27 protein-coding genes are annotated in these 26,566 nt (G+C 63.5%); 18 read left to right on the top strand and 9 right to left on the bottom strand.

Annotation, left to right across the window (positions count from 1 at the left end; all coding sequences use genetic code 11):
* Nucleotides 1-48: 48 nt before the first annotated feature.
* A complete protein-coding gene (locus H597_RS29195; RefSeq protein WP_154667880.1) occupies nucleotides 49-423 on the top strand; it encodes a hypothetical protein in 375 nt (124 codons plus the stop codon).
* Between the two features lie 46 nt (nucleotides 424-469).
* Here the strand turns inward: H597_RS29195 and H597_RS29190 are convergent, their stop codons facing one another.
* Both H597_RS29190 and H597_RS0100290 read right to left on the bottom strand, forming a co-directional pair.
* Complete coding sequence (locus H597_RS29190) at nucleotides 470-3,655, bottom strand: S8 family serine peptidase (RefSeq protein ID WP_035372814.1); 3,186 nt, start codon at nucleotides 3,653-3,655, stop codon at nucleotides 470-472.
* A 21-nt stretch (nucleotides 3,656-3,676) separates the two neighbouring features.
* The gene (locus H597_RS0100290; RefSeq protein WP_028100358.1) at nucleotides 3,677-4,417 is read right to left on the bottom strand and encodes an NF038120 family PEP-CTERM protein; all 741 of its coding nucleotides are present in this window, start codon (nucleotides 4,415-4,417) and stop codon (nucleotides 3,677-3,679) included.
* 334 nt (nucleotides 4,418-4,751) lie between these two features.
* Between H597_RS0100290 and gspG the strand changes: the two genes are divergently transcribed.
* Genes gspG through H597_RS0100235 form a run of 11 tightly spaced genes read left to right on the top strand, consistent with a single transcriptional unit; the run spans nucleotide 4,752 to nucleotide 13,984 of the window.
* A complete protein-coding gene (gspG, locus tag H597_RS0100285) occupies nucleotides 4,752-5,183 on the top strand; it encodes a type II secretion system major pseudopilin GspG (protein ID WP_028100357.1) in 432 nt (143 codons plus the stop codon).
* 19 nt (nucleotides 5,184-5,202) lie between these two features.
* Nucleotides 5,203-6,387, top strand: a complete 1,185-nt coding sequence (locus H597_RS0100280; RefSeq protein WP_028100356.1) for a type II secretion system F family protein — start codon at nucleotides 5,203-5,205, stop codon at nucleotides 6,385-6,387.
* The gene (locus tag H597_RS0100275; protein ID WP_028100355.1) at nucleotides 6,384-8,069 is read left to right on the top strand and encodes a GspE/PulE family protein; all 1,686 of its coding nucleotides are present in this window, start codon (nucleotides 6,384-6,386) and stop codon (nucleotides 8,067-8,069) included. Before H597_RS0100280 ends, H597_RS0100275 begins: the two co-directional genes overlap by 4 nt.
* Complete coding sequence (locus tag H597_RS29185; protein ID WP_035372938.1) at nucleotides 8,062-8,847, top strand: hypothetical protein; 786 nt, start codon at nucleotides 8,062-8,064, stop codon at nucleotides 8,845-8,847. Before H597_RS0100275 ends, H597_RS29185 begins: the two co-directional genes overlap by 8 nt.
* Nucleotides 8,844-9,389 (top strand): hypothetical protein, encoded by a 546-nt coding sequence (locus H597_RS0100265; RefSeq protein WP_028100354.1) that lies wholly within the window; start codon nucleotides 8,844-8,846, stop codon nucleotides 9,387-9,389. The genes H597_RS29185 and H597_RS0100265 overlap by 4 nt, the downstream gene beginning before the upstream one ends.
* Nucleotides 9,386-9,916, top strand: coding sequence for a hypothetical protein (locus H597_RS0100260; protein ID WP_035372813.1), 531 nt, complete (start codon nucleotides 9,386-9,388; stop codon nucleotides 9,914-9,916). The genes H597_RS0100265 and H597_RS0100260 overlap by 4 nt, the downstream gene beginning before the upstream one ends.
* Nucleotides 9,913-10,467, top strand: coding sequence for a hypothetical protein (locus H597_RS0100255; protein ID WP_028100352.1), 555 nt, complete (start codon nucleotides 9,913-9,915; stop codon nucleotides 10,465-10,467). The genes H597_RS0100260 and H597_RS0100255 overlap by 4 nt, the downstream gene beginning before the upstream one ends.
* Nucleotides 10,464-12,398 carry a secretin GspD/PilQ domain-containing protein gene (locus H597_RS29180; RefSeq protein ID WP_051293418.1) on the top strand — a complete coding sequence of 645 codons (1,935 nt, stop codon included), beginning with the start codon at nucleotides 10,464-10,466 and terminating at the stop codon, nucleotides 12,396-12,398. The genes H597_RS0100255 and H597_RS29180 overlap by 4 nt, the downstream gene beginning before the upstream one ends.
* Nucleotides 12,399-12,400: 2 nt before the next feature.
* Complete coding sequence (locus H597_RS0100245; protein ID WP_028100351.1) at nucleotides 12,401-12,871, top strand: prepilin-type N-terminal cleavage/methylation domain-containing protein; 471 nt, start codon at nucleotides 12,401-12,403, stop codon at nucleotides 12,869-12,871.
* Nucleotides 12,865-13,239: a type II secretion system protein gene (locus tag H597_RS0100240; RefSeq protein WP_028100350.1), complete on the top strand. Its 375-nt coding sequence runs from the start codon at nucleotides 12,865-12,867 to the stop codon at nucleotides 13,237-13,239. The genes H597_RS0100245 and H597_RS0100240 overlap by 7 nt, the downstream gene beginning before the upstream one ends.
* Complete coding sequence (locus H597_RS0100235) at nucleotides 13,205-13,984, top strand: type II secretion system protein (RefSeq protein ID WP_035372812.1); 780 nt, start codon at nucleotides 13,205-13,207, stop codon at nucleotides 13,982-13,984. The genes H597_RS0100240 and H597_RS0100235 overlap by 35 nt, the downstream gene beginning before the upstream one ends.
* A 12-nt stretch (nucleotides 13,985-13,996) precedes the next feature.
* On the opposite strand, the gene murJ is transcribed toward H597_RS0100235, so the two are convergent.
* The gene (gene murJ / locus H597_RS0100230) at nucleotides 13,997-15,547 is read right to left on the bottom strand and encodes a murein biosynthesis integral membrane protein MurJ (RefSeq protein WP_028100348.1); all 1,551 of its coding nucleotides are present in this window, start codon (nucleotides 15,545-15,547) and stop codon (nucleotides 13,997-13,999) included.
* 195 nt (nucleotides 15,548-15,742) lie between these two features.
* Between murJ and rpsT the strand changes: the two genes are divergently transcribed.
* Nucleotides 15,743-16,009, top strand: a complete 267-nt coding sequence (rpsT, locus tag H597_RS0100225; RefSeq protein ID WP_028100347.1) for a 30S ribosomal protein S20 — start codon at nucleotides 15,743-15,745, stop codon at nucleotides 16,007-16,009.
* 163 nt (nucleotides 16,010-16,172) lie between these two features.
* Here rpsT and H597_RS33710 read toward each other — a convergent pair whose 3' ends face one another.
* Together H597_RS33710 and H597_RS0100215 are read right to left on the bottom strand one after the other, a co-directional pair.
* Entirely contained in the window at nucleotides 16,173-16,448 is a 276-nt protein-coding gene (locus H597_RS33710) for a hypothetical protein (RefSeq protein ID WP_083940883.1), read from the bottom strand.
* An 80-nt stretch (nucleotides 16,449-16,528) separates the two neighbouring features.
* Complete coding sequence (locus tag H597_RS0100215; protein WP_028100346.1) at nucleotides 16,529-17,092, bottom strand: pseudouridine synthase; 564 nt, start codon at nucleotides 17,090-17,092, stop codon at nucleotides 16,529-16,531.
* 116 nt (nucleotides 17,093-17,208) lie between these two features.
* Between H597_RS0100215 and icd the strand changes: the two genes are divergently transcribed.
* Both icd and H597_RS36190 read left to right on the top strand, forming a co-directional pair.
* On the top strand, nucleotides 17,209-18,462 hold the full coding sequence (icd, locus tag H597_RS0100210; RefSeq protein WP_028100345.1) for an NADP-dependent isocitrate dehydrogenase: 1,254 nt from the start codon (nucleotides 17,209-17,211) through the stop codon (nucleotides 18,460-18,462).
* Between the two features lie 524 nt (nucleotides 18,463-18,986).
* Nucleotides 18,987-19,481 carry an HNH endonuclease gene (locus tag H597_RS36190; protein ID WP_083940882.1) on the top strand — a complete coding sequence of 165 codons (495 nt, stop codon included), beginning with the start codon at nucleotides 18,987-18,989 and terminating at the stop codon, nucleotides 19,479-19,481.
* A gap of 276 nt (nucleotides 19,482-19,757) precedes the next feature.
* On the opposite strand, the gene H597_RS0100200 is transcribed toward H597_RS36190, so the two are convergent.
* The 4 genes from H597_RS0100200 to cspE form a co-directional block, all read right to left on the bottom strand.
* Nucleotides 19,758-20,540, bottom strand: a complete 783-nt coding sequence (locus H597_RS0100200; protein ID WP_028100344.1) for a hypothetical protein — start codon at nucleotides 20,538-20,540, stop codon at nucleotides 19,758-19,760.
* 24 nt (nucleotides 20,541-20,564) lie between these two features.
* Nucleotides 20,565-21,857: a PoNe immunity protein domain-containing protein gene (locus H597_RS0100195; protein WP_028100343.1), complete on the bottom strand. Its 1,293-nt coding sequence runs from the start codon at nucleotides 21,855-21,857 to the stop codon at nucleotides 20,565-20,567.
* A 39-nt stretch (nucleotides 21,858-21,896) separates the two neighbouring features.
* Nucleotides 21,897-22,406 (bottom strand): GNAT family N-acetyltransferase, encoded by a 510-nt coding sequence (locus H597_RS0100190; protein ID WP_035372809.1) that lies wholly within the window; start codon nucleotides 22,404-22,406, stop codon nucleotides 21,897-21,899.
* Nucleotides 22,407-22,505: 99 nt separating this feature from the next.
* Nucleotides 22,506-22,709: a transcription antiterminator/RNA stability regulator CspE gene (cspE, locus tag H597_RS0100185; protein ID WP_028100341.1), complete on the bottom strand. Its 204-nt coding sequence runs from the start codon at nucleotides 22,707-22,709 to the stop codon at nucleotides 22,506-22,508.
* A 325-nt stretch (nucleotides 22,710-23,034) separates the two neighbouring features.
* Between cspE and clpS the strand changes: the two genes are divergently transcribed.
* From clpS to H597_RS0100170, 3 genes are all read left to right on the top strand, one after another.
* Entirely contained in the window at nucleotides 23,035-23,337 is a 303-nt protein-coding gene (clpS, locus tag H597_RS0100180) for an ATP-dependent Clp protease adapter ClpS (RefSeq protein WP_028100340.1), read from the top strand.
* Nucleotides 23,334-25,634 carry an ATP-dependent Clp protease ATP-binding subunit ClpA gene (clpA, locus tag H597_RS0100175; RefSeq protein ID WP_028100339.1) on the top strand — a complete coding sequence of 767 codons (2,301 nt, stop codon included), beginning with the start codon at nucleotides 23,334-23,336 and terminating at the stop codon, nucleotides 25,632-25,634. Before clpS ends, clpA begins: the two co-directional genes overlap by 4 nt.
* A gap of 116 nt (nucleotides 25,635-25,750) precedes the next feature.
* Nucleotides 25,751-26,545 (top strand): nidogen-like domain-containing protein, encoded by a 795-nt coding sequence (locus tag H597_RS0100170; protein ID WP_028100338.1) that lies wholly within the window; start codon nucleotides 25,751-25,753, stop codon nucleotides 26,543-26,545.
* Nucleotides 26,546-26,566 lie beyond the last annotated feature (21 nt).

The following is a 26,566-nucleotide window of genomic DNA, read 5'->3' as shown; positions in this document are numbered from 1 at the left end:
GCGCCCGTTTTGTGAACCGGAACCTACGCTCAGCAGTTATTTCCTCCCATGAAACCGATCATTCTTCTCCTGGCCTTTGTTACCGCCGCTGGATGTGGCCATGCCTCGCCTGGCGCTTCCAGTACGTTGATGGCGCTGCGCGCCCTGGGCCGCGCAGCCGCCTGCACATCCGACCAGCAATGCAAGGCGGTGGCGCTGGGCGCCAAGCCCTGTGGCGGACCGGAAGCGTATATGGCCTATTCCACGGCCCAATCCAGCCCCGACAAGGTCAAAGCGCTGGCTGAGCGCTACCGCAAGGAGCGCGAGCAGGAAAACAAGGCGAGCGGCCTGGCGAGCGACTGCAGCTTCCTGATGGATCCGGGAGCGCAGTGCCGTGCCGGCCAATGCCAGCTGGGCGGCGCGAACGGGGCACTGGTGGAATAAAAAAAACGCCGCGGCAAGCGCGGCGTTTCGATGCTGCGGCGATGGTTCAGTCGCGGCGCTCGGCCAGCTTGCGCTGCTGGCTCTGCTCAGGCAGCGGCAGGGTGGTATCGACTTCCAGCAAGGTGGTCGAGACATTGCCGCCCGGCGCCGTGAAGACGATGGCGCCCAGGTGCTTGGCGTTGCCCAAGCCGGACCAGGAAGCGGCGATGGTCGCCGTGGCGCCAGTGAATGCCATCGGCGGCAAGCCCACTTTCAAGTTGCCGCCCATTTCATCCTTGGCCACGGTCCACGAGGACAGCGTGTAATCGGCGCTGCCGTTGTGCGGCGCATAGCCGATCACGCACACCTTGTAATTGCCGGGCGCCGGCTGGTTCAGCGTGATCACTTCGTTCGAGGTCGAACCGCCGCTGGTGCCGACCTGGGTGCCAGCCGGATTCAGCACCAGCAGGTCCAGGTCGTCGGTGGTGCCGGTCTCGTGGCCCGAGGTGTCGGCATCGTACAGGGCGAAGCGGGCCACCAGCGCATTGGCCGGCACGGTCACGGTATGCATCTTGACGCCGGCATTGCCGCCAGCCCGGCAGGCGGACAGGCCGGCATCGCTGGAAGCGTCGGTGCCGACAGTGGCTGCGCTGCGCGTGGCGGGCTTCAGGCCGCCCTTCATGGTCGCCAGCGGTCCGCTGAAGCCGGTGCCGATGGTGAAGGAGGTGCTGCCGTTGGCTGCCTCGTTATACAGCTTGCCTGGCGCGACCAGCATGGATGGACGGGCCGTCAGCGGGCTGCGCACCACGTGGCCGGCACCGTCGCTCCAGGTCAGGCTGCCGTACGACCAGGTATTGGCCGCGGCGCTGACATTGGTCAGGTTGACCGTAAAGGTGGCCTTGGCGCCTGGCGCCACCGTCAGCGTCGATGGGCTGACCACCACGTTGTAGCCGGGCAGGTTGGCGCTGGCGGTGTAGGTCGCTTCCTCGCTGCCGACGTTGGTGACGGTGCGGCTCATGGTCAGCTTGCCCAGCACATTGGCCGCGGTCAGCGATGCCAGGTTCAGGTTGTACGGCTGGATCGCGCCGGTCGAGGCGCAGATGCTGGCGGGCAGGGTGCCCGGGATGCCGCACATGAAGCGGACCCAGTCGAGCGTGCCGGAGTCGTACACCAGGCCGGGATCGACCGCCTTGTTCGGGCGCACATGACCCGCGCCCTGGCCCCAGGGCAGGGTGCCGGCCGCCATGCCGGGCTGGCCATCGGCAAAGGTGTCGCTGGCGCTCGTCATGAGGGCCGACTTGATGGCCGCCGGGGTCCAGTCCGGGTGGGCCTGGCGCAGCAGGGCGGCCAGGCCGGCCACGTGCGGGCTGGACATCGACGTGCCCTGGTAGCTGGCCCAGTTGGCGGTGGGCACCAGGGTGCCGTTGGCGATTGCGTCGCGGTCGGCCTGCTTGTTGTAGTCGGCCGTCACGCCGGCCAGGATGTCGACGCCGGGGGCGGTCAGGTCGGGCTTGAGGATGTTGGCGTTGTGCATGTTCGGGCCGCGCGACGAGAACGCGGCCAGTTGCGGCGCCGGCACCGCGCTGGTGGTCAGCACGGCTTTGTCGATGCTGCTCAAGGCATCCGGGTGGCCGGCGATCCAGCTGCGCACGGCGGAGCCGTCGGCGAAGTTCAGGTGCACGGTCGGAATGCTGTGCGGATCGGCTGCCGGCGCCTGGGTGGCGGAGGCGTCCATCAGGATCATGCCGACGCCGCCGGCTTCGCGGACGGCGCGCGACTTGTCGACGCGGGCGCTGTTACCGCGTTCGCACAGCAGCACCTTGCCGCTGGCCTTGGCCGGATCGAGCGCGGCATCGGCGCCGCCGCCATAGGTCAGGCGGTCGCTGGCGGTATAGCACAGGCGGGCGGCGGCCTTGTCGGCCGTGCTCAGCTGGGCGTAGGGCTTGAGGGTGGCGTCGCGGGCCAGGATGGTCGGGGTGTCGGGCAGGGGCGCCTGGTTGTAGGAAGCCCCCGAATAGCTGGCGCCGCCCACCAGCTTGAGGCTGGCGATGCTGGCGCGGTTGTGGGTGGAGGCGGCCACCGTGGTCAGCCAGGGCGACAGGTGGGCCACCGCATTGGCCGGGCCGGAGTTGCCGCCCGACGCGGAGACGAACACGCCGGCGGCGGCGGCATTGAAGAAGGCCATCTCGACCGGGTCGTTGACGCTGTTTTGCGATCCGCCGATGGAGAAGTTGATCACGTTCACGCCGTCGGCCACAGCCTGGTCGATCGCGGCCACGCTGTCGGAGTTGAAGCAGGAATTGCGGGTGCCGGTGCCGTCGGGATTGGTGGCATCGAGGAAGGTCCAGCACACCTTGTAGGCGGCGATGCGGGCGCGCGGCGCCATGCCGGACATGCTGCCCACCGGAATGCCCGACAGGGAACCGACGGCGCCGAAGTTGCCGCCGGCCGTGGTCGAGGTGTGGGTGCCGTGGCCGCCATGGCCGGTCGGGCCGGCCAGGGAATCGCGCGGCGAGACGAAGTCGCTCCAGTGTATCGGGCGGCCGCTGGCGATGAAGCCGGCATTGAAGAAGCGCGCGCCGATCAGCTTGTTGTTGCAATGGGCGGCGGTGAAGCCTTCGCCGGTTTCGCAGGCGCCGTTCCAGTCGGCGGGTTTGTCGTAGACCAGGGTGCCGCTGATATCGTAGGTGGGCTTGCCCTGGGCGTCGACGCGGTCGGCGTAGGAGGTGTGTTCAGGCCAGATGCCGCCGTCGACGATGCCGATCACCACGTTCTCGCCGGCCTTGTCGATGCCGCCCAGCTTGGACCACAGGCCTTCGCCCGGGGTGTCGAGACCGAGGAATTTCGGGGTGTAGTTGGTGTCGAGGGGGCGCGCTTCGTCGGCGCTGATGCTGGCCACGGCGCCGGATTTCTTCAGGGCGCGCACTTCGGCGTCGGTCAGGCGGGCGGCGAAGCCGTTCAGCACGAGTTTGTACTTATGGACGATTTCGGCGTTCGGTACGATGGCGGTGGCGCTCGACTGCTTCTGCTCCAGGTAGGCCATGTAGTCCTGCACGTTCTGCGCAGTGATGTCGAGGCGTTTGCCGGCAGCCGGCTTGGTGGCGCTCAGGCCGCTCACGCCGCCGGTGTAGTTGGCGGCCGGTGCGTCGGCCAGTTGCACGATATAGGAATGGCGCGCGTCTTCAGCGGACGCTTGCACGGCCAGGCCGGACAGCACGGCCATGACGGCCAGGCTCAGGGGTCGCAATTTCATGGAGGGATCCTTGGTTGACGGTTAGTGGGCGCGGCGGCGGATGGCGGCGAGACCGGCCAGGCCGAGCAGCAGCAGCGGGACGGAGCCGGGCAGCGGCACATTGACGTCCAGGTCGTCGATGGCGAACTGGGCCGCGTAAGGCGCCCAGTCGGCCATATTGAAGCAGCCGCCATTGCCGTCGTACAGGCAGGCGCTGAGGTTGATCTTGCTCAGGCGCAGGGCTTTGAAGTCGGGCGCCAGCTTCCAGGTCGAGAACATGAAGTGGCCGTCTTCATCCTGGCCGGCGAAGTCGGTGCTGAGGCGCAGGCTGGTGCCATCGACGGTGGTGGCGTTCAGCACCAGCTGGCCGAACGTGAGGTTTTCCAGGCCGGCGAGCGGGGTGAAGAAGGCGAAGCGCAGGGAGTTCAGGGAGAAGAAGCCGCCGGCATGTCCGATGTCGACCGAACCATCATTCAAGCCTGCATAGAATTTGCCGCTGCCGCCCGTGGGGCAGTCGTTGAGGGCGCCGCAGCTGTTCGGGTTGTTGCTGTCGAGGATGGCGCCGCCCATGCCGGAATTGACGCCCTGGGACTGGAGGTAAGCCGAAATCTGCGACGTGAAGGTGAGGCCGCTATCCTGGAATTTTTCGCCATGGTTGTACACCATGGGCGCTTGCCCGTCGAAGCTGGCGACGCTGGCGTGGGCCGGGGCGGCGAACACGGCGGCTGCGCCGAGCAGGGTGCCGCCGGCAAGCTTTTTAAGGCGTGTGAAATGCTGTTGCATATTGCGTTCCCTTACATTTTTGTGGTCGAAAACGGCGATCCCTGTGTTGTTCAGGTTGCAACGAATATAGCAATAGTGCGGCAGAAAGTGATCAAAATTTCAATGATATAAATTTAATTTTATTAAGCGAAGAACATATAAAGTTTGGACATTCCTATGAAGAAACGAGATGGGCCGATAGTTTTAGTTGTGAAAAATTCGCGACACTTTTGTTAAGCTTGAGACGAAATGGCGTCCGGCAAGCGGTTGGTGGACACGCACTACAGAAAACATTGTCGAAACCTAAAGCTGCGTGGTAGCCTCTGCAGTTCTATTCAAGGCGGAGGTGGTACGGATGTTTGCAGCACGGATTCATGGCAGAGCCAATCGCGGCTTCACCCTGCTTGAGCTGCTGGTGGTGATCGTCATCATTGGCCTGTTGGCCGCGTATGTCGGCCCCAAATATTTTTCCCAGTTGGGCAAATCGGAAGTCACGGTCGCCAAAGCGCAGATCGAGGCCTTCGACAAAGCGCTGGACACCTACCGCCTGGATGTCGGCCGCTACCCGAGCACGGAAGAGGGCCTGGGCGCCCTGTTGACGGCGCCCGCCACGGCCGGCGCCAAATGGAACGGTCCTTATCTGAAGAAGGTCGTGCCGGCCGATCCGTGGGGTCGTCCATACCAGTACAAGGCGCCGGGCGCCAAGGCGGAATACGAGATCATCTCCCTCGGCAAGGACGGCCAGCCCGGCGGCGAGGGCGAAAACGCCGATATCGGCGCCCAATAAGCACGGCCCGGCCTGAACGATGCAGTTCGACGTTCGAACCCTGTCACCGGACATGGCGATCGGCCAATTGGTGGTCGATGGCCGCGACGAGGCCGACGCGCGCCGCCAGGTGGAGGCGCGCGGCCTGTTCGTCAGCGCCATCGCACCGCGCCGCGCCGGGCTGCGCGCGGGCAAAACCAAGGCGCTATCCCTTGTGCTGTTCAGCCAGGAGCTGCTGGCGCTGCTTAATGCCGGCCTGGGCGTGGTGGAAGCGCTGGAAGCGCTGCTGGAAAAGGAGGCGGCCCCGGCCACGCGCAGCGTGCTGGAACGCCTGTTGGATGGCCTGCGCGAAGGCCAGCGCTTTTCCACCGTCCTGGCCGAGCAGCCGCAATTATTCCCGCCCCTGTACGTGGGCATTGTCAAGGCGGCCGAAGGCACCAGCGACCTGCCGCGCTCGCTGGAACGCTTCATCGATTACCAGCAGCGCGTGGACCTGGTGCGCGCCAAGCTGGTGAGCGCCGCCATCTACCCCTGCATCCTGCTGCTGGTGGGCGGCGGGGTCTCGCTGTTCCTGATCGCCTATGTGGTGCCGCGCTTTGCCGAGGTGTACCAGGGCGCCGGCCGCAACCTGCCGTGGATGTCGCAGCTGATGCTGACCTGGGGCCAGTTCGCGGCGGCCCATACGGTGCCGCTGCTGGCCGGCATCGGCGCCCTGATCGGCGGCCTGGTGCTGGGCGTGCAGCGCCTGCTGCGCAGCGGCGGCATGGCGCGCCTGCTGGCGCGTTTGCCGGGCGTGGGCGAGCGGGTGAAAATCTATGAGCTGTCGCGCCTTTACCTGACCCTGGGTATGCTGAGCGAAGGCGGCATCACCATCCTGAACGCGGTGGACACGGTGCAGGCCATGGTCTCGGCCAATGTGAAAGAGGGCTTGCAGGGCGCGCGCGCCATGATCGAAGCGGGGTTGCCGCTGTCCTCGGCGTTCGAGGCCAACGGCCTGACCACGCCAATTTCCCTGCGCATGCTGCGCGTGGGCGAGCGCACCGGCGAGATGGGGGCGATGCTGACGCAGTCGGCGGCCTTCTACGACGGCGAGATCGGGCGCTGGATCGACCGTTTTACCCGGACATTTGAACCGCTGCTGATGGCCTGTATCGGCCTGGTGGTGGGCGCTATTGTGGTGCTTTTGTATATGCCGATTTTTGACCTGGCGGGAGAGATGGCATGACCTTGCCGGTGCTCGACGCGAATGTATTGTCCAAGGCGCGCGCCCAGTGCGCGCTGTCCAAGCGCAGCCTGGTGGAGGAACTGGAACAGCTGTCCGGCATCGAGCCGCGCCTGGCGGTGCGGGCGCTGGCCCAGCCGTTCGGCCTGGCCGTGCTGGAGACGGCCGATATGCTGGCCTTCGCGCCGGCCTTCGATCTGTTGCCGCTGTCGCAGGCGATGGCGCGCCACTGCGTGCTGCTGCGCACGCAGGACGGCGCGTCGGTGGGCGTGATTGCCGATCCGTTCGACCTCGATCTGCAGACCTGGCTGGCGACGCAGGCGCGCTGCCCGGCGTCGGCGCCGCTGCAATTGCGGCTGGCGCTGCAGGCCGATATCCAGGCCTACCTGTCCAAGCAGGAAGAGTCGGCCCGCGCGGTCGACAGCCTGGTTTCCGGCGGCGAGGGCGCGCGGCGCGACGGCAAGACGGCGGCGGTGCTGTCGTTCGCCTCCGTTTCGGAAGGCGCCAGCCCGGCGGTGCGCCTGGTCAATTCCACCCTGTACGATGCGCTCAAGGCCGGCGCTTCCGACATCCACCTGGAGTCGACGGCGGGCGGCCTGGCCGTCAAATACCGCGTCGACGGCGTGCTCGATCACGCCACCGCCGTCAACGGCATCGATGTGGCGGAGCAGATCATTTCGCGCCTGAAGGTGCTGGCCGAACTCGATATCGCGGAACGCCGCGTGCCGCAGGACGGCAGCTTCCGCGTCGAATCGATGGGGCGGGAAATCGACTTGCGCGTGTCGATCATGCCCTCGATCCACGGTGAAGACGCGGTGATCCGTATTCTGGACAAGCGCGCCATGATCGAATCCTACGGCTCGCTGACGCTGGAAGCCTTGGGCTTCGACGCGGCGTCGCTGGCGACCTTGCGCTCGCTGGCTCAGGAGGCGTACGGCATGCTGCTGGTGACCGGGCCGACCGGTTCCGGCAAGACCACCACGCTGTACGCGGCGCTGACCGAGATCCACAACGGCCGCGAAAAGATCATCACCATCGAAGACCCGGTGGAATACCAGCTGCCGGGCATCCTGCAGATTCCGGTGAACGAGAAGAAGGGCCTGACCTTCGCCAAGGGCCTGCGTTCGATCCTGCGCCACGACCCGGACAAGATCATGGTGGGCGAGATCCGCGACCGCGAAACGGCGGAAATCGCCGTGCAGTCGGCGCTGACCGGCCACCTGGTGCTGACCACCGTGCACGCCAATAATGTATTCGACGTGTTCGGCCGCTTCACCCATATGGGCATCGACCCGTACGCCTTCGTCTCGGCGCTGAACGGCATCTGGGCGCAGCGCCTGGTGCGCATCAACTGCCCGCATTGCGCGGTCGAGGTGACCCCGTCCGACGAGGAGCTGGCCAGCGTGGGCCTGGCGCGCGCCGACGTGTACGACTACCACTTCAAGGAAGGCAAGGGCTGCGGCGACTGCCGCGGCACCGGCTTCAAGGGACGCCGCTCGATCGCGGAAATCCTGACCCTGAACGATGAAATCCGCGAACTGATCGTGGAAAAACGGCCGATCCGCCAGATCAAGGCCGCCGCCTATGCCAACGGCACGCGCAGCCTGCGCCACGCCGCGATGGAAGTGGTGCGGCGCGGCGATACCACGCTGGCGGAAATCAAGCGGGTGACCTTGCATGCTTAAGAATTTCACGCAATCGCTGCGCATCGAGGTGACGCCGCAGGCTTTGCGCCTGCTGCGCGCGCGGCGCTGGGGAAGCGCGGCGCCGGAGCTGCTGGCTGCTCAGCCGCTGGCGCCGGCCGCTTCCGGCCTGGCGCACGACGCCGTCGCCGATGCGCTGCCGGGCGCCATGGCGGCCTTGCTGGCCGGACAGCCGGTGGCCGGCATGGCGGCCAGCTTCGTCCTCTCGGATGAACTGGTGCGCCTGTGGCAGGTAACGCCGCCGGTGCAGGCAGCCCGCCTGGCCGACCTGGAAGGCGCCACCGCGCTGCGCTTCCACGCCCTGTACGGCGAGACGCCGGCGGCCTGGCATATCAGCGCCGACTGGAACGCCGGTGCGCCCTTCCTGGCCGCCGCCGTTCCGCGCCGATTGAAGAGCGCCATTGAAAACGCCGCCGTCCAGCATGGGCTGGTGCCGACCGCCATCGTGCCGTACTTCGTGGCGGCCTGGAACCGTCATGCGGGCGCCTTGAAGAACGGCGCCTGGTTCGGCGTGGCGCAGGCCGGCTTGCTGGCGCTGGCCGCCTGCGAAGACGGGCGCCTGCGCGCAGTGCGCCACGTCGCGATTCCGCAAGGCGCCGACCATTACTGGCTGACCCAGGCGGCGCAGCGCGAAGCCCTGCTGCTTGGTCTGCCAGCGCCGGCCCTGATCCAGCTGGCCGGCGAGATTCCGGCGGCGCTGGCCAAGCCGGCCGGCAGCGACAAGCATATCGCCACCGCAGCCCTGGGAGCCGCCGCATGAAGCCGATGCGCATCGATTTCGCGGCGCCGGGCTGGCGCGCCGCGCTGTACCGCATTCATCCGGCCGTGCTGCTGGCCGGCGCGCTGGGCGCGCTGCTGCTACTGGCGGGCGCCGCGGTCGGCATGCAGGCGGCAAGGCAGCAGGCCGCACGCGACGCGACCCTGCAGGCGCAGCAGCGCAAGCAGGCCGCCGCCGTGCGCGCGCCGGAACGCAAGCCTGAAACTGCCATTCCCGAAGTCCAGGCGGCCGCGGTCAACGCCGCCATCCTCCAGCTGAACCTGCCATGGCGCCAGCTGCAGGACGCGGTCGCCGCAGCGAACCTGCCGACGGTGGCGCTGCTGGCGCTCGATCCCGACCCGCGCAAGCAGATCCTGAAGATCACGGCCGAGGCGAAGAACAGCGACGATATGGTCGGCTATATCGAGCAGTTGAAGCAGCAGGAATTCTTTACCGGCGCGGCGCTGCTGCGCCACGAAGTCAACGACCAGGACCCGAACCGCCCGCTGCGGTTCCAGGTGGAAGTACAGTGGAGGGCGCGATGAACCTGACTGCCGTGATGCTGCGGCTGCGCCTTGCCGCGATGCGCCTTGGCCTAGCCGGATGCGCCGCACTGGCCTTGCTGGCCGCCGGCGCGCTGGTGCTGGCCTGGTCGCTCAAGGCGCGCCAGCAGGCATACCAGCCCTTGCCGCCGGCCCCGGCGCAGCTGGTGCAGGCGGCTCCGCCGCCGAGCGCCAACGAGAACCTGGCCCATTTCTATGCCGCGCTGGGCGAGAAGCGCCATGCCGAACAGCAGGTCAAGCAGCTGTTCGACATCGCCGCCAAGACCGGCCTGGCGCTGGAGCAGGGCGACTACAAGTTCGGCCAGGACAAGGCCAGCGGCGTGGCGTCTTACCAGGTCACGCTGCCGGTCAAGGGCGCATACCAGAATATCTGGCAATTCAGCCTGCAGGCCCTGGTGGCCATCCCCTTCGCCGCACTGGACGATGTTGCCTTCCGCCGCGAGGCGATTGCTGAACCCGTGGTGGAGGCCCGCGTGCGCTTCACGCTGTACCTGAAGGATCAGCCATGAAGCCGCGCCATATCCTGATGGGCGTGGCGCTGGCCGCAGCCGCCGTCCTGGTGCTGTTCGGCGACAAATCGCCCAACGCCGGCGTGGCCGAAGCGGTCGACCGCAAGCCCGCGCGCGCCCAGCCGGCAACGGCGCCGGCCGCCGCGCCGGCCGCTGCCGCGCGTCCGGGCGCGGCCGCCATCCTGCGCCTGCTGCCGCGCGAGGAATTGATCGGCGATGCCGGCGAGGGTTCGTTCAAGAGCCGCGACGGCGTGTTCGGCGGCCAGTCGTGGAACCCGCCGCCGCCGCCGCCGCCGTCCGCAGCGGAACTGAAACCGGCGCCGCCGCCGCCGCCAACCGCGCCGCCGCTGCCGTTCCAGTTCCTCGGCAAGGCGGCTGCGGACGGCAAGTGGGAAGTGTATCTTGGCCGCGGCGAACAGACCTTTGTCGTGCAAAAAGGCAGCCAGATCGACGGCATGTACCGCGTGGATGCCATTGCACCGCCTACCCTGACGATGACCTATCTGCCCATGAATCAGGTGCAGCAGCTAAATATTGGAGTGATTGAGTGAAGCCAAGTCTGAGAACGCTGACGCTGTCGGTGCTGGTGCTGGCGCTGTCCGGCTGCGCAGCCGATATGGCCTTTCGCGAAGGACGCGACCTGGTGGAAAAAGACCAGGTGGAAGCCGGCCTGCTGAAGTACCAGGAGGCGATCGAACGCGATCCGAGCAGCGCCATCTACCGCGCCGCCTACCTGCAGGCGCGCGACCGCACCAGCGCGCGCCTGCTGGAGCAGGCCGACCAGTTCGTCAACGAGGGCAAATACCTTCCGGCGGCGCAGAACTTCCAGCGCGTGCTGGCGATGAATCCGCAGAATGAACGCGCCGCGGGCGGCTTGCGCGCGCTGGAGATGGCCGACCGCCACGACAAGCTGCTGGCGCAGGCCAACGCCTTTCTAGAGCAGAAGGACTTCGATGCGGCGAAGAGCCGCGTCGCCACGGTGCTGACCGAGAAGCCGGACCATGCGAGGGCGCGCGCCCTGATGCGGACCATCAACGAACAGATGCCGCAGGCGCTGTCCGAATCCGGGCTCTCCAAAGCCTACAAGACGCCGATCACGATCGAGTTCCGCGAAGCGCCGCTGAAGCAGGTGTTCGACATCATCTCGCGCCGTTCGGGCCTGAATTTCATCTTCGACAAGGATGTCAAGAGCGATGCCCGCACCACCATCCAGCTGAAGAACAGCACGGTGGAGTCGGCGATCTATTTCCTGCTGATGACCAACCAGCTGGAGCAGCAGGTCATGGACAGCAATACCGTCCTGATCTACCCGAACACGGCGGCCAAGCTGAAGGAATACCAGGAGACGGTGGTGCGCACCTTCTACCTGGCCAACGCCGAAGCCAAGACGGTGGCCAATACCCTCAAGACCATCCTCAAATCGCGCGATGTGGTGGCCGATGAAAAGCTCAACCTGGTGATCCTGCGCGACAGCGCCGACGCCGTGAAGCTGGCGGAAAAGATCATCGCCGCGCAGGACCAGGCGGAGCCCGAGGTGATGCTGGACGTGGACATCCTGGAGGTCAAACGCAGCCGCCTGCTGGGCCTGGGCGTCGAGTGGCCGAACGCGGTGGGCCTGTCGGTCCTGAGCAGCAAGGGCACCGGCTCCACGGTGACCCTGCGCGACCTGGATATCCTGACGCGCGACCTGGTCGGCGTGACCGGCTTGAACGGCACCATCAACCTGAAAAGGACCGCCGGCGACACCAACTTGCTGGCCAGCCCGCGCATCCGCGTGCGCAACAAGGAGAAAGCCAAGGTCGTGATCGGCGACAAGCTGCCGGTGATTACCACCACGGTGTCGCCTGGCACCGCGGGCTTTGCCTCGGAATCGGTGAGCTATGTCGAAGTCGGCCTGACGCTGAATGCCGAACCGACCATCTACCTGAATAACGAGGTGGGCATCCGCATTTCGCTGGAAGTGTCGAACCTGATCGACCGGCTCGTCACGAAGACCGGCACCGTCGCCTACCAGATCGGCACGCGCCAGGCGTCCACCTTCCTGCAGCTCAAGGATGGCGAGAACCAGGTGCTGGCGGGCCTGATCAACAATGAACAGCGCAGCACCGCCAGCCGCCTGCCTGGCCTGGGCGACCTGCCCATCCTTGGCCGCTTGTTCGGTTCGCAGACGGACGACAACCAGAAGACCGAGATCGTGCTGTCGATTACGCCGCACCTGGTGCGCAACCTGCAGCGGCCGGAGATCTCCGCTTCCGAGTTTTCGGCCGGCACCGAGGCCAATTTCCGCCGCCGTCCCGATGTGACGCCGCGCCAGGCCGTTGTCATGCCGGGCGCACGTCCCGCCGGCGGCGCCGTGCAGCCCGTGCCGGGCGCCATTCCGGCGGCTGTCCCGCCTGCGGAAGGCGCGCAAAACCAGCAGGGCGCCACATCGACGGTGACCAAGCCGTTGCCGCTTCCAACCGGCGCGGAGCAAAAAGAGTAAGCATGCGCGCACGCGGATTCACCCTGATCGAATTGCTGGTGACGCTGGCCATTCTCGGCCTGCTGGCCGCGCTGGCGATCCCGGTCGGGCAGACCGTGGTCCAGCGCCGCAATGAACAGGAGCTGCGCAGCGCGCTGCACATCATCCGCAAGGCGCTGGACGACTACAAGGTCGCCTACGACGAAGGCCGCATCGCCAAGACCATCACCGGCAACGGCTATCCGCGCACACTGGAGGTGCTGGTGGAGGGGGTGGTCGACCAGCGCAGCCCCAAGCGTGCCAAGATCTACTTCCTGCGCCGCATTCCGCGCGACCCGTTCAATGCGGAGGGCAACGCCAACAATGCCCAGACCTGGGGCAAGCGCAGCTACGCCAGCGAAGCCGAAGACCCGCGCGAGGGCGAGGATGTGTTTGACGTGTATTCGACTTCGGAGCAGGTGGGCCTGAACGGCGTGCCTTACAAGAAATGGTGAACAAAAAGGGCTTCACGCTGATCGAGCTGCTGGTGGTGCTGGGCATTATCGCCTTGCTGCTGACGCTTGCCGTGCCGCGCTATTTCCCCAGCGTGGACAAGACCAGGGAAACCATCCTGGCCGATAACCTGCGCAGCACACGCGCCATCATCGACCAGTTCTACGGCGATACCGGGCGCTTCCCGGACAGCCTGGAGCAGCTGGTGGAAAAGAAATACCTGCGCGCCGTGCCGATCGACCCGATCACGGAAAAGAGCGACAGCTGGATCCTCGTCCCGCCCGCCGAAGCGGGCAAGGGCGCCATGGCAGACATCAAGAGCGGAGCGCCCGGCAATGACCGCAGCGGCAAACCCTATTCCGACTGGTAAGCAGCACGGCTTCACCTACATCAGTGTCGTGATCCTGGTGACGATTATCGGCCTGGTCGGGGCGATGGCGCTGCGCCTGGGCACGACCATCCAGCGCGCCTACGCCGAACAAGCCTTGCTCGACATCGGCATGGAGTACAGCAATGCGCTGGCCAGCTACGCCGCCGCCACGCCGGAAGGGCAGCCCAATTACCCGAAGTCGTTTGCGGAGCTGCTGAAGGACCCGCGTTTCCCCGGGCTGCGGCGGCATTTGCGCCGTATCTACGTCGACCCGATGACGGGCAAGGCGGAATGGGGCATCGTGAAGGCCAATGAAACCGGCGGCATCCTGGCGATCTACAGCCTGTCGAAGGCGGCGCCGATCAAGATCGGCAATTTCCCGGCGCGCTTCGTGGCGTTTGAAGGCAAGGCCAGCCTGGGCGACTGGAAATTCTCGGGCGAAGGCGTGCAGACGCCCGGTGGCAAGGGCGGCGATGGCCAGACGCCCGGCCAACTGCCCGGGCAGCCTCCGAAAGGCACGCCGCCCGGCGGTATGACCGGTACCCAGCCAGGGACGGTTCCGGAAAACCAGCCCGGCAGCAAACCGGGCACACCGCAGGAACCGCCGAAGCCGACCGCGCCGCCGCCGGAACCCCCGCCCGAACCGGAGCCGCCGCAGGAACCGCAGGAGCCGCCGCAGGAGCCGCAAGAGCCTTCGAGCGAGCCCGCGCGCGAGGAGCCGCCGGCGCCGCCCGCCCGCCGCTAAAGGCCGCCCGCCTTATTTGGCGCGGCGGCGGAAGTCGCGTACGCGGAAGCCCAGTGCGAACAAGGTGCCGAAGTAGACCACGACACAGCCGCCGATCACCAGGAACAGGGCGCCCGCACGCAGCAGGCCGTGGCTGCGCATGCCCAGCCAGTCGAATTGCTGTGCGCCGAACCAGGCGGCGACGCCCATGACGGTCACGGCCACCACCAGCTTGGCGAAGAACTTCGGCCAGCCCGGCTGCGGCGTGTAAATGTCCTTCTGGCGCAGGCCGCGATAGAGCAGGGCGGCATTGATCAGGGCCGCCACGCTGATCGACAGGGCCAGGCCGGCGACGGCGAACTGCTTGACGAAAATCAGGTTCATCAGCTGCGTCGCCACCAGCACGAACAGGCCGATGCGCACCGGGGTGCGCACGTCCTGGCGCGCATAGAAGGCCGGCGTCAGCGACTTGACCAGGATGATGCCGACCAGGCCGACCGCATAGGCCAGCAGCGGCTGGGCGGACATGCGGGCGGCCAGGTCGGTGAACTGGCCATGGTGGAACAAGGTGGCGATCAGCGGCAGCGCGAGCACGGCGATACCCACGGCGGCGGGCAGGGCCAGCAGGAACGTCAGGCGCAGGCCCCAGTCCAGCAGGTTGGAGTATTCAGCATGGTCCTGCTCCTGGCTGGCCTTGGACAGGCTGGGCAGCAGGATGGTGCCCAGCGCCACGCCCAGCAGCGCATTCGGGAATTCCATCAGACGGTCGGCAAAGGTCAGCCAGGAGACGCTGCCCTCGGCCATCCACGACGCGTAGGTGGTGTTGATCATCAGGCTGATCTGCGCGACCGAGACGGCAAACACCGCCGGTCCCATATTCTTCAGCACACGGCGCACGCCCGGATCGGCCAGCCCGGCGCCCGGGTTCCACGACAGGCGCGGCAGCATGCCGATCTTCACCAGCGACGGCACCTGCACCAGCACCTGCAGGATGCCGCCCACCATGACGGCAATCGCCATTGCATACACCGGTTGCTTCAAGTGCGGCGCCAGGAACAGGGCGGCGCCGATAAAGGAGAGGTTCAGCAGGACCGGGGTAAAGGCCGGGATCTTGAACTGGCGCCAGGTATTCAGCACGCCGCTCGACAGTGCGACGAAGGACATGCAGGCGATATAGGGGAACATCAGGCGCGTCATCCAGACGGCCGCGTCGAAGGCGGCCGGATCCTTGCTCAGGCCCGAACCAATCAGGTAGACGAACAGCGGAGCGCCTATAATACCGGCTGCGCTGGTCAGCAAGGTTGCCCAGACCAGTACGGTCGCCACATGGTCGACCAGGGTGCGGGTGGCCTCGTCGCCCTGCTTTCCTTTGTATTCGGCCAACATTGGCACAAATGCCTGGGAAAAAGCGCCTTCGGCAAACAGGCGGCGCAGCAGGTTGGGGATGCGGAAGGCAATGTAGAAGGCGTCGGTCAATCCGCCGGCGCCAAAGGCACGGGCAAACAGGATGTCGCGCAGGAGTCCCGTAATCCGGGACAGCATTGTCATGCTGGAAATGGCAGCGAGGGTCTTGAGCAAGTTCATGGGCGCTGATTATAGCGAAACCAGCAACGTACCGACATTTTGAATTGCCCTGGCAGCAAAACCCCGTTATAATTTAAGGCTGTACAGAATTCAGTATGGCAGGCAGCGACGTTCAGCCGGCTCTGAAAACACCGCACCGGTTTGGCAAACGCTATTGTTTGCAAACGAACTTTGACAACGAATTAGGATTCTCAAATGGCAAATACCGCACAAGCGCGCAAACGCGCTCGTCAAGCAGTTAAGCAAAACGCTCACAACTCCGCTCAGCGTTCGACCCTGCGTACCGCTATCAAAGCTGTACGTAAGGCAATCCAGGCTGGCGACAAAGCTGCTGCTACCACCATCTTCCAGACTTCCGTGTCGACCATCGACTCGATCGCTGACAAGAAAATCATCCACAAGAACAAGGCTGCTCGTCACAAGAGCCGTCTGGCAGCTGCCCTGAAGGCACTGTCCGCCTAAGTTCGTGTGCTGGCGGCATTAGCCGCCAAACAGGTGTACCGGAATAACCCGCTTGGCATTGCGCCATAGCGGGTTTTTCGCTTTGTATTGCTGCTTGCCGCCGGCGGCGTTATGAAAAAGAAAAGCAGCCGCGCGGGCTGCTTTTTCGCCGGGTGGCGGTTACTTACTTCATCGAGGCAGCGCTGGCGGCCGAGGCAGCGGAAGCGGCGGCGGATGCCGAGGCCGCATGCTTCTTGGCTTTGTGCTTGGGCATGGAGGCGGCCGATGCGGCCGGCGCCGCGGCAGCAGCCGAAGCCATTGGTGCGGCGGAAGCGGCCGAGGCCATCGAAGCGGCGGACGCGGCGGCGGAGGCCGAAGCGGAGGCTTTCATATGGTGGTCGGCAGCGAAGGCGGAGACGGAAATCAGGGAGGCCAGCAGTACGACTGTAGTCTTAGACATGACGAACTCCTTTTATAGTGGATGAAGGTTCTGATGAACCTGCTTCATCAACGCAGAAGAGTCTTGCCTGGTTGACTTATTTAGCGCGTCGCGAGGTCGTCCGGCGAAACTTCCATCCATTCGCCCGGCAACAGCGGGTGGCTGGCCAGGGAAATACCGCCAATGGCTGAGCGCACCAGGCGCAGGGTGGGGTGGCCGATGGCGGCGGTCATGCGCCGCACCTGGCGATTCTTGCCTTCCTGTAAAGTGAGCGCCAGCCACGACGTCGGCTGGTCGGCGCGCTGGCGGATCGGCGGGTTGCGCGGCCACAGCCAGCCCGGTTCGGCGATGCGCACCGCCGTGCACGGCAAGGTGGTGAAGTCGCCCAGGTTGAGCGGCGCCTGCAGGCGCGCCATGGCGCCGGCATCGGGCACACCTTCCACCTGCACCAGGTAGGTTTTGGCCTCCTTGCGGTCGGGGTGGGCGATCTTGTGCTGCAGCTTGCCGTCGTCGGTCATCAGCATCAAGCCCTCGCTGTCGTAGTCGAGGCGCCCGGCCGGATAGACGTTCGGGATCTTGATGTAGTCGGCCAGGGTCTGCTTATCTTCCGAAGGGGAAAACTGGCACAATACCTGGAAAGGTTTATTAAAAAGTATCAGGGGCATAGGCGGGATTGTAGTCGCAAATGCATGGCGCCCAGTAAAATACTGGTGCATAATGTGGAACGCTTATGTCTTATGTCTTATAGAAGACTGCGAAAAACCCTTCTTCGGAGAACACGATGTACCAACATATCAAAGTACCTGCCGACGGCCAGAAAATCACCGTAAACGCCGATTTTTCCCTGAACGTACCCGACACCCCGATCATCCCGTATCTGGAAGGCGACGGTACCGGCGTGGACATCACCCCGGTGATGATCAAGGTGGTCGACGCGGCGGTTGCCAAGTCCTACGGCGGCAAGCGCAAGATCAGCTGGATGGAAATCTTCGCCGGCGAGAAGTCGACCAAGGTCTATGGCCCGGACGTGTGGCTGCCGGAAGAGACCCTGAAGGTGCTGAAAGACTATGTTGTGTCCATCAAGGGCCCGCTGACCACCCCGGTCGGTGGCGGCATCCGCTCCCTGAACGTGGCCCTGCGCCAGGAGCTGGACCTGTACGTCTGCCTGCGCCCGGTGCGCTACTTCAAGGGCGTGCCATCGCCGGTGCGCGAGCCGGAAAAGACCGATATGGTGATCTTCCGCGAAAACTCGGAAGACATCTACGCCGGCATCGAATACCAGCAAGGCACCGAAGGCGCGAAGAAGATCATCGATTTCCTGACCAAGGAAATGGGCGTCAAGAAGATCCGCTTCCCTGAAACGTCGGGCATCGGCATCAAGCCGGTGTCGATCGAAGGCACCGAGCGCCTGGTGCGCAAGGCGATCCAGTACGCGATCGACAACGACAAGCCTTCCGTGACCATCGTCCACAAGGGCAATATCATGAAGTACACCGAGGGTGGCTTCCGCGACTGGGCCTACGCGCTGGCGCAGAAGGAGTTCGGCGCAGAGCTGATCGACGGCGGCCCATGGTGCAAGTTCAAGAACCCGCGGACCGGCCGCGAAATCACCGTCAAGGATTCCATCGCTGACGCCTTCCTGCAGCAGATCCTGCTGCGCCCGGCGGAGTACTCGGTGATCGCCACCCTGAACCTGAACGGCGACTACATCTCCGACGCACTGGCGGCGCAAGTGGGCGGTATCGGTATCGCGCCAGGCGCCAACCTGTCCGACTCCGTGGCCATGTTCGAAGCGACCCACGGCACCGCGCCGAAGTACGCCGGCAAGGACTACGTGAACCCGGGTTCGCTGATCCTGTCGGCTGAAATGATGCTGCGCCACATGGGCTGGACCGAAGCGGCCGACCTGATCATCTCCGCCATGGAGAAGGCCATCACTTCCAAGAAAGTCACCTACGACTTCGCCCGCCTGATGGAAGGCGCGACCCAGGTGTCGTGCTCCGGCTTCGGCGAGGTGATGATCGAGCAGATGTAACGGCAATTCACGAGATTTCACCTCGTTTCAGAAGCCCCATTCTCATAGGAGAGTGGGGCTTTTTTGCATTTCCGTTCATTTCATCGGGTACGGGTATCAAATGGAACACATTAGAGGCCCCTCTTGGGGATGCCACGCTTGGTACTGTGGCATGGCTACATCATCCACAACTTGGGCAAAACGCCGACGTAGGCGCACTTCCCATTTCGCTTCCCGAGCTGTCATTGGCACGTGATCTTCTTTCACCCGACGGGCATGATGGAGATATGTTCATCGACCTAGGTGCGGAGGTCTTTTTACCAGGCTTTCCGTTGGAGCTGGCTGCAAACGGAAACATGCCGATATGGAGGCGTGCAAGTGTCGCGTCTTCGTTGGAATTTGGGCATAGCATTAGGATGACGACGATGGCGCTGAGAATTACGTGTAGAGTGGGTCAAGCATGATCTGACAGCCACTGTCAGATGAACTAAGGTGTGACCCAAAGCGAATGATGCGAAGGGCGGTATTCAGGGAGTGAAATAGCTATGACTACTTCACAGGATATGCGTGCGTGCAGCCGTTGTGGTTCTGCATTGCCACTAACTGCAGAATATTTTGGCCACACCCCAAGTGGGCAATTTAGAAGCTATTGTCGGACGTGCAAGAATCGACAAACTTCCGAATGGCAGAAAGAGAATAAGTGGAGCGACAAGCAAAAGTGGGAAAAACAGAATGCAGCTCGCGCGAATGCTGGTCCACCCCTTTCCGATATTACGATTGATCTCATTCGTGCTCGTCTAGGTGACAGATGTGCATACTGTGGAGCAGACCTGGGTGGTGGTGGCGAGCGAGAGCATATGACCCCATTGGATAGAGGTGGCACAAACGCGCAAGGGAACCTAACGCTGGCATGCATGCCTTGCAATCGTGCGAAAGGCAACAGAACCGCTCTTGAATATTTGCGGTATCGGCAAGCACGTTCACTTCCTATTCGGTTGTGGCCAGCTGGAACCGCTCCTTGGGAAAATCTGATGGAGTGATTGCATCTATATCTACATCTAAACTTGTTTGTGGAGACCTTCGATGACTCCTCTCTTCTGAACTATGCGAAGTCCACTCCCCAGCATCTTTTGGTTAAGTACTTCTGCAAAAAGAAATGCGTTAAGACCCGTTACGGTCGCGTGTCCAAAACTCCGTGGACTTGCGAAAGTGGATACCGCCGGGCCCGTCCCGGCAGCATGCCAAACCCCATGTTCCGCAAGGACATGGGGTTTTTTCTCGGCTGGCGCAGCCCTTCAACGTCGGCGCGGCATGAACTACTTGCCGCTATCACAGACATTCGAAATACGCGTCCAAACGGTACGCGAGCGGGTTTTCATGGTCGGCGTGCCCGCTTGCATGCGGTCGAGCGCCATGCGGATGCCGGCTTTTTCTTCGGGATCGGTGCTCGTCTCCATTTCCGCCTTCATGCGTGCAATGGTGGCGGCGTAAGTCGCGTCGCCCTGCTTTTGCATGCCCGGCAGCCCGGCCAGTTGTTGCTTGGCGCGTGCACGTATCTCGGGCGTCTCGCCATGCTCGGCCTGCTGTTTGAGCATGGGCGCCAGGACCGACATATCGGGCGCAGCGCCGGTCGTCATCATCGTCATATCCGTGAGATATTCCCAGCGCTCCTTGTCGAGTTGGTGCACGGTCAAGTCGAGCCTGCCGAAAGAGCAATTGGCGGTCTGGGTAAAGCCATCCTTGATTCGGGTTATCGACTGCACGGTGCAAGCATTGGCTTGCGGCGGCAAGGGTAGCGTCCCGCCGGTCACGGCCTTGACGCAATGCGTGACCGGACCACTGCCCTTGAAATCACGCGTGGCGCTGTTTGCGCCAGCCTGCCATCGTGCGCTGGTATCGCCATGCTCACCCTCGGTGGTGATCCGGACTTGGGTAGGGTTGCCGCTGAAAGCCATCGTACCGTCGGTATCGATGCGGTACAGGCCCAGTGGCGGCAATTCGACGGGCGCCGCCAGGCTGGGCTGGCTCGCCAACGCGCCTGCCGCCAGTAGCAGGGCAGCCAGCAGGCGGTGCGTCGAAGCCGATGCGAATGTCGTCATTTGTTTTTCCTTTTGCTTGTTTAGTTATTGCCACTGGCTGCGGTCCAAGCGCTTGAGGCCAAGTTGCTCGCATAGCGTCGTGAACTCGGCTTCGTGGTGATAGCTGTATAGAAGGGCGTTCCAGTTATCGCCGCCGCCATCGAAGACGGCAAGCCGCCGCGCGTTGACGTCGGCACAGTCTTGCAGCGCGTTGAGCATCGTGGTGGCAGCGGCCGCGCCTTGCTGCGCCGTGTTGGCAAACGCCGTTGCGGGCAATTGCCAGACTTTGCACAGTGCAGTTGCCTGGGTGGCTAGCGCGGCGTCATCCTTCAAATCGGCATGCAGCGCCAAGCCACGCGGCGCCAACGTCTCCGTCAGCCTATCGATAGGCGGCATCGTTTTGCGCTTACCCAGCGCCTGCCTGGCGGCGTCGATCAGGACAGGCTGTTCGCCGCACACCAGCTCGATCCAGCGGGCGTAGGCTTCGGCTTTGCTCAGCACGTAGTCTTTCCTGGGTTTCGGTTTGGCGGTATCGGGCAAGCCCTCGCCCGGGTCCAGCACACAGCTGCGCCAGGCATCGCGCGCAAGGCGAACGTGCGCGCGGTAATGGTCGACCAGCTCGTGCGGATAATAGGGCAGGTGGCGGAAAGCGCTGTCGTCGACATCGAAGGCGCAAACGGCAAGGCCCAGGTGAAGCGGGAAATAATCAAATGCCGACTTGCCCTCCTCGACCTGCTCCCGGTAGCCGTAATCCTTCATGAGCCTGGGCCACTGCTTCATGTAGGCGGCAAATGCGTGTGGCCAGGTGGCGGGCGGTTGCAGCAGCGCGCCCACCAGCTGCTCCTCGTGCGGCATCGCCTTGTGCTCAATATCGAGGTCGGCCGGGTAGCGCTCGCCTGGCGCGAAGGCTTTGCGCACCATCGCAAACAGGACTGGATTTCCGTCTGGCGTGAACCAGTTGTCCAGATGCGCCACATGCGCGCCCTCGTCGTCGAAGCAGACCAAGGCGAACAACAACATCCAGCTGGCCGTTTGGTCAGCGTGCAGGCGCAGCCGATGATCGGGAAACAGCTTGGCGGACAAGTCTGCCGCTTGCTGCAGTAAGGGCAGGTAGTCACCATGGAAGTGGCGACGCAGCAAGTCGGGCGAGTCGCCGCGAGCGTAGCGCTGCAGCAGTCCTCGGGCCAGGTGGCTGGGCACTTCCAGCAGGCTGTATTGGTGCGGATTGTCGGGTTCTTCCAGGGCCTTTCGGATCGCCCCGCTCGCCAAGCGCTCATGCCTTTCGACCTGGTAGCTTGTTGATTCCACGGTGGCGGTGAGATTGCGCGGCTTATGCATATGAAAAACTTATCCTAAAGATAAGTCTATCTTACCAGCTCAGACGCGCAGGTGGCGGTAGTGGTGGCAGTCCAGGCGTTGACCGGCGACTTCGGCATGGGCGGGCTCCAGGCCGACCAGCTGGAAGCCTTGTTTGGCCAGTATGTGTGCCGAGATCGGATTATTTACGGTGACGTAGGCTTCCACGGAAGCGAGCTGCCAGCGGCTGTAGGCTTGCGCCAGCATATGCCGCAGCGCCAAGCCGGCCAGGCCGCGTCCGCAGGCATGCTGCGCGATGCGGTAGCCGATTTCGGCGCGCTGGCTTGCGGCATCGATGTCCCTCAGGTTGGTGCGTCCCAGGATGCTGTCGTCGTCATCCACCAACAGGCAGGGATGCATGGTGCCGACTTCATATTTGGCGAGGCAGTCGGCGATATGGTGAGCCACGCCCGCGCCGCTATAAAAGCCTGGCGGCCGCGCTTCGACCTTGGATTCAAACCAGGCGCGGTTGGCCAGTTCGAAGGCGAGCAGGGCGTCGGCGTCGCCGGGGCGCAGGGTGCGAAGCTTCATATGGTTGAAATAGCGATGCAGAAAAACCGCATAATACGCTTTCCGGTAGGCGAAAAAAAACCCCGCGGGGCGGGGCTTTTCGGTGTCCGAGGCTACGGATTAGTTAGCCTGGATGTTAGAAGCTTGCTTGCCTTTAGGGCCTTGCGTGACTTCGAACTGCACTTTTTGACCTTCTTTCAGGGTCTTGAAGCCGTTCATGTTAATAGCGGAAAAGTGCGCGAACAAATCCTCACCGCCATCATCAGGAGTGATGAAGCCAAAACCTTTGGAGTCATTGAACCACTTAACGGTACCAGTTGCCATTTTAAAAAAACTTTCATTAAAAACGAATCACACGAGCCATAAAAGCAAGAAGCTTCCTGCCCCCTCCTCGACAACTCACTTCTTACCAACATGTACAGATCTGCACAAAGTCGATATCGCATTGTTGGCGGAACAATTTTTTATGTCAAGCGCTTTCACTAGCACATGGTGAGATTTATGCAACAGCTATTTTTATGCCTCTTGATTTTGACCAACCCAACCGCCATCTGCGGTAATCGCCGAAAACGCGTAAGATGAGTCGTGGCGGAAATGCCCCTCTTAAATGAGCGTTGCATCCAGTCTGAAAGCATTAGAATATAAGCGTATGGCAACCAAGCATGACACCGAAACCGTCCTGGAACGGCAGGCGATAAAGCCGCCACCTATGTACCAGGTGGCGCTGCTCAATGACGACTACACTCCCATGGAGTTTGTGGTCGCCATCATCCAGGAGTATTTCAATAAGGACCATGACACGGCCACACAAATTATGCTGAGTGTCCATCGCTACGGCAAAGGCGTGTGCGGCGTGTTCTCGAAGGATATAGCTTCAACCAAAGTGGAGTTCGTTTTAACGCATGCACGCAAGGCGGGCCACCCCCTGCAATGTGTGATGGAGGAAGTATGATTGCGCAGGAATTGGAAGTAAGTTTGCACATGGCGTTTGTCGAAGCGCGGCAAGCACGGCATGAGTTCATCACGGTGGAACACTTGCTGCTGGCCCTGCTGGACAATCCATCGGCAGCCGAGGTGCTGCGCGCCTGCGCGGTGAATATCGAGGACCTGCGCAAAACGCTGACGAACTTCATCGGCGATAACACGCCGACGGTGCCCGGCACCGGTGAAGTGGATACCCAGCCGACGCTGGGCTTCCAGCGCGTGATCCAGCGCGCCATCATGCACGTCCAGTCGGCTTCCAACGGCAAGAAGGAAGTCACCGGCGCCAACGTGCTGGTGGCCATCTTCGGCGAAAAGGACTCGCACGCGGTGTACTACCTGCACCAGCAGGGCGTGACCCGCCTGGACGTGGTCAACTTCATTTCGCACGGCGTGCGCAAGGACCAGCAGATGGATTCCGGCAAAGCGTCCGAGGGCGTGGAAGAGGGCGCGGCGCCGGAAGGCCAGACCAAGGAATCGCCGCTCGACCAGTTCACGCAGAACCTGAACAAGTCCGCCGCCGAGGGCAAGATCGATCCGTTGATCGGCCGCGAAGAGGAAGTGGACCGCGTGATCCAGGTGCTGTGCCGCCGCCGCAAGAACAACCCGCTGCTGGTGGGCGAAGCCGGCGTGGGCAAGACCGCCATCGCGGAAGGCCTGGCTTACCGCATCACTCAGGGCGACGTGCCGGAAGTGCTGACCAGCGCGGTCGTGTACTCGCTGGACATGGGCGCGCTGCTGGCCGGCACCAAATACCGCGGCGACTTTGAGCAGCGCCTGAAGGCCGTGCTCAAGCAGCTGAAGGATAACCCGAACGGCATCCTGTTCATCGACGAGATCCACACCATCATCGGCGCCGGCTCGGCCTCGGGCGGTACGCTGGACGCGTCCAACCTGCTGAAACCGGCCCTGGCGAACGGCCAGCTGAAGTGCATCGGCGCGACCACGTTCACGGAATTCCGCGGCGTGTTCGAGAAAGACCATGCGCTGAGCCGCCGCTTCCAGAAGGTCGACGTCAATGAGCCGACCGTGGAGCAGACCGTGCAGATCCTGCGCGGCCTCAAGTCGCGCTTCGAAGAGCACCATGGCGTGAAGTATTCGTCGTCGGCGCTGTCGACCGCGGCCGAGCTGGCGGCGCGCTTCATCAACGACCGCCACTTGCCGGACAAGGCCATCGATGTGATCGACGAGGCGGGCGCCGCCCAGCGCATCCTGCCGAAGTCGAAGCAGAAGAAAACCATCGGCAAGACCGAGATCGAGGAAATCATTTCCAAGATCGCACGCATCCCGCCGCAGACCGTCAACCAGGACGACCGCAGCAAGCTGGCCACCATCGACCGCGACCTGCGCAATGTGGTGTTCGGCCAGGATCCGGCCATCGAAGCGCTGGCGTCCGCCATCAAGATGTCGCGCGCCGGCCTGGGTAAACAGGACAAGCCGATCGGTTCCTTCCTGTTCTCTGGCCCGACCGGCGTCGGCAAGACCGAGGTGGCCAAGCAGCTGGCCTTCATCCTGGGTATTGAGCTGATCCGCTTCGACATGTCGGAGTACATGGAGCGCCATGCGGTGAGCCGCCTGATCGGCGCGCCGCCGGGCTACGTGGGCTACGACCAGGGTGGCCTGCTGACCGAGGCCATCACCAAGAAGCCGCACGCGGTGCTGCTGCTGGACGAGATCGAGAAGGCGCATCCGGATATCTTCAATATTCTGCTGCAGGTGATGGACCACGGCACGCTGACCGACAACAACGGCCGCAAGGCCGACTTCCGCAACGTGATCATCATCATGACCACCAATGCGGGTGCGGAAAGCCTGCAGAAGCGTTCGATCGGCTTCACCGACAGCAAGGAAGCGGGCGACGAGATGGCGGACATCAAGCGGATGTTTACGCCGGAGTTCCGCAACCGCCTGGATGCGACCATCAGCTTCCGCGCCCTGGACGAGGAAATCATCCTGCGCGTGGTCGACAAGTTCCTGATGCAGCTGGAAGAGCAGCTGCACGAGAAGAAGGTGGAAGCGATCTTCAGCGAGAAGCTGCGCAAGTTCCTGGCGAAGAAGGGCTTCGATCCGCTGATGGGCGCGCGCCCGATGTCGCGCCTGATCCAGGACCTGATCCGCAAGGCGCTGGCCGACGAGCTGCTGTTTGGCCGCCTGGTCTCCGGCGGCCGGGTGATCGTCGACCTGGACGAAGGCGAAGCGATCAAGCTGGAGTTCCCGGAACCGGATGCGGCGCCGACGCCGCCGCCGGAAACCGTCGAAGTCGAATAAGCGCCGCGCCGCGGCCCCAAAGCCCGCTCTTTTCGAGCGGGCTTTTTATTTGCTATTGGTTAATTCAATTTGTATAATGACAGGCATTGTTGCCCAATTGCCTAGTTGATGTACATATGACCAAGTTGACCTCCCTGATTTGCGCCGCCTTGCTGGCGTGCAGCGCCACCGCTTCCGCCTCCCCGATCCTGTCCGGTTTCAAGCTGACCAATGTGGCGGCCGTCGATGATGGCAGCACCCTGGTCAACCTGGCGGGCGGCATGAAACTGGGCCTGAACGGCACCATCTTCAGCAGCCTGTTCGTCAACACCAATGGCAATGTTTCCTTCGGCAGCGGCATGAGCCTCTTTTCGCCGACCGCATTCAACGGCAACGCCTACAGCAACTCCTTCCTGGCCCCGTTCTTCGGCGATGTCGACATCCGCAACGGCCATGGCAGCATCGGCTACGGCAACACGCAATTCGACGGCCACAACGCCTTCGCCGTGACCTGGGACAAAGTCGGCTACTACGGATCGAACGACGACAAGCGCAACACCTTCCAGCTGATGCTGGTGGACCGTTCCGACACCGGCGCCAATAACTTCGACTTCTACTACAACTATGGCGCGCTGACATGGGACCAAGGCGACAAGGCACGCGCTGGTTTCCATATGGTGGGCACGGCAGCCGATTTCGAATTCAAAGGATCGGGTAGCCCGAACAAGCTGCTCGACGCGGGTTCGCTGGCGCTGATCAGCGGCAGCAATGTCGGTGTGGTCGGCCGCTATGCCTTCAATGTGCGTGACGGCGTTGCCGCGTACGGCATGGCGGCGGGCGACAAGGTGCATGGCGTGCCGCAGCCTGGCTCGCTGGCGCTGCTGGGCATCGGTATGTTGGCGCTGGCCTTGGGTCGCCGCCGCAAGGCTTGACCGCGGCATTGCGCTGCACCA

Source organism: Pseudoduganella violaceinigra DSM 15887 (assembly GCF_000425385.1).
Taxonomy (GTDB): Bacteria; Pseudomonadota; Gammaproteobacteria; order Burkholderiales; family Burkholderiaceae_D; genus Rugamonas; species Rugamonas violaceinigra.
Note: the sequence above shows the minus strand (reverse complement) of the source record. Positions and strands in the feature narration are given on the sequence as shown.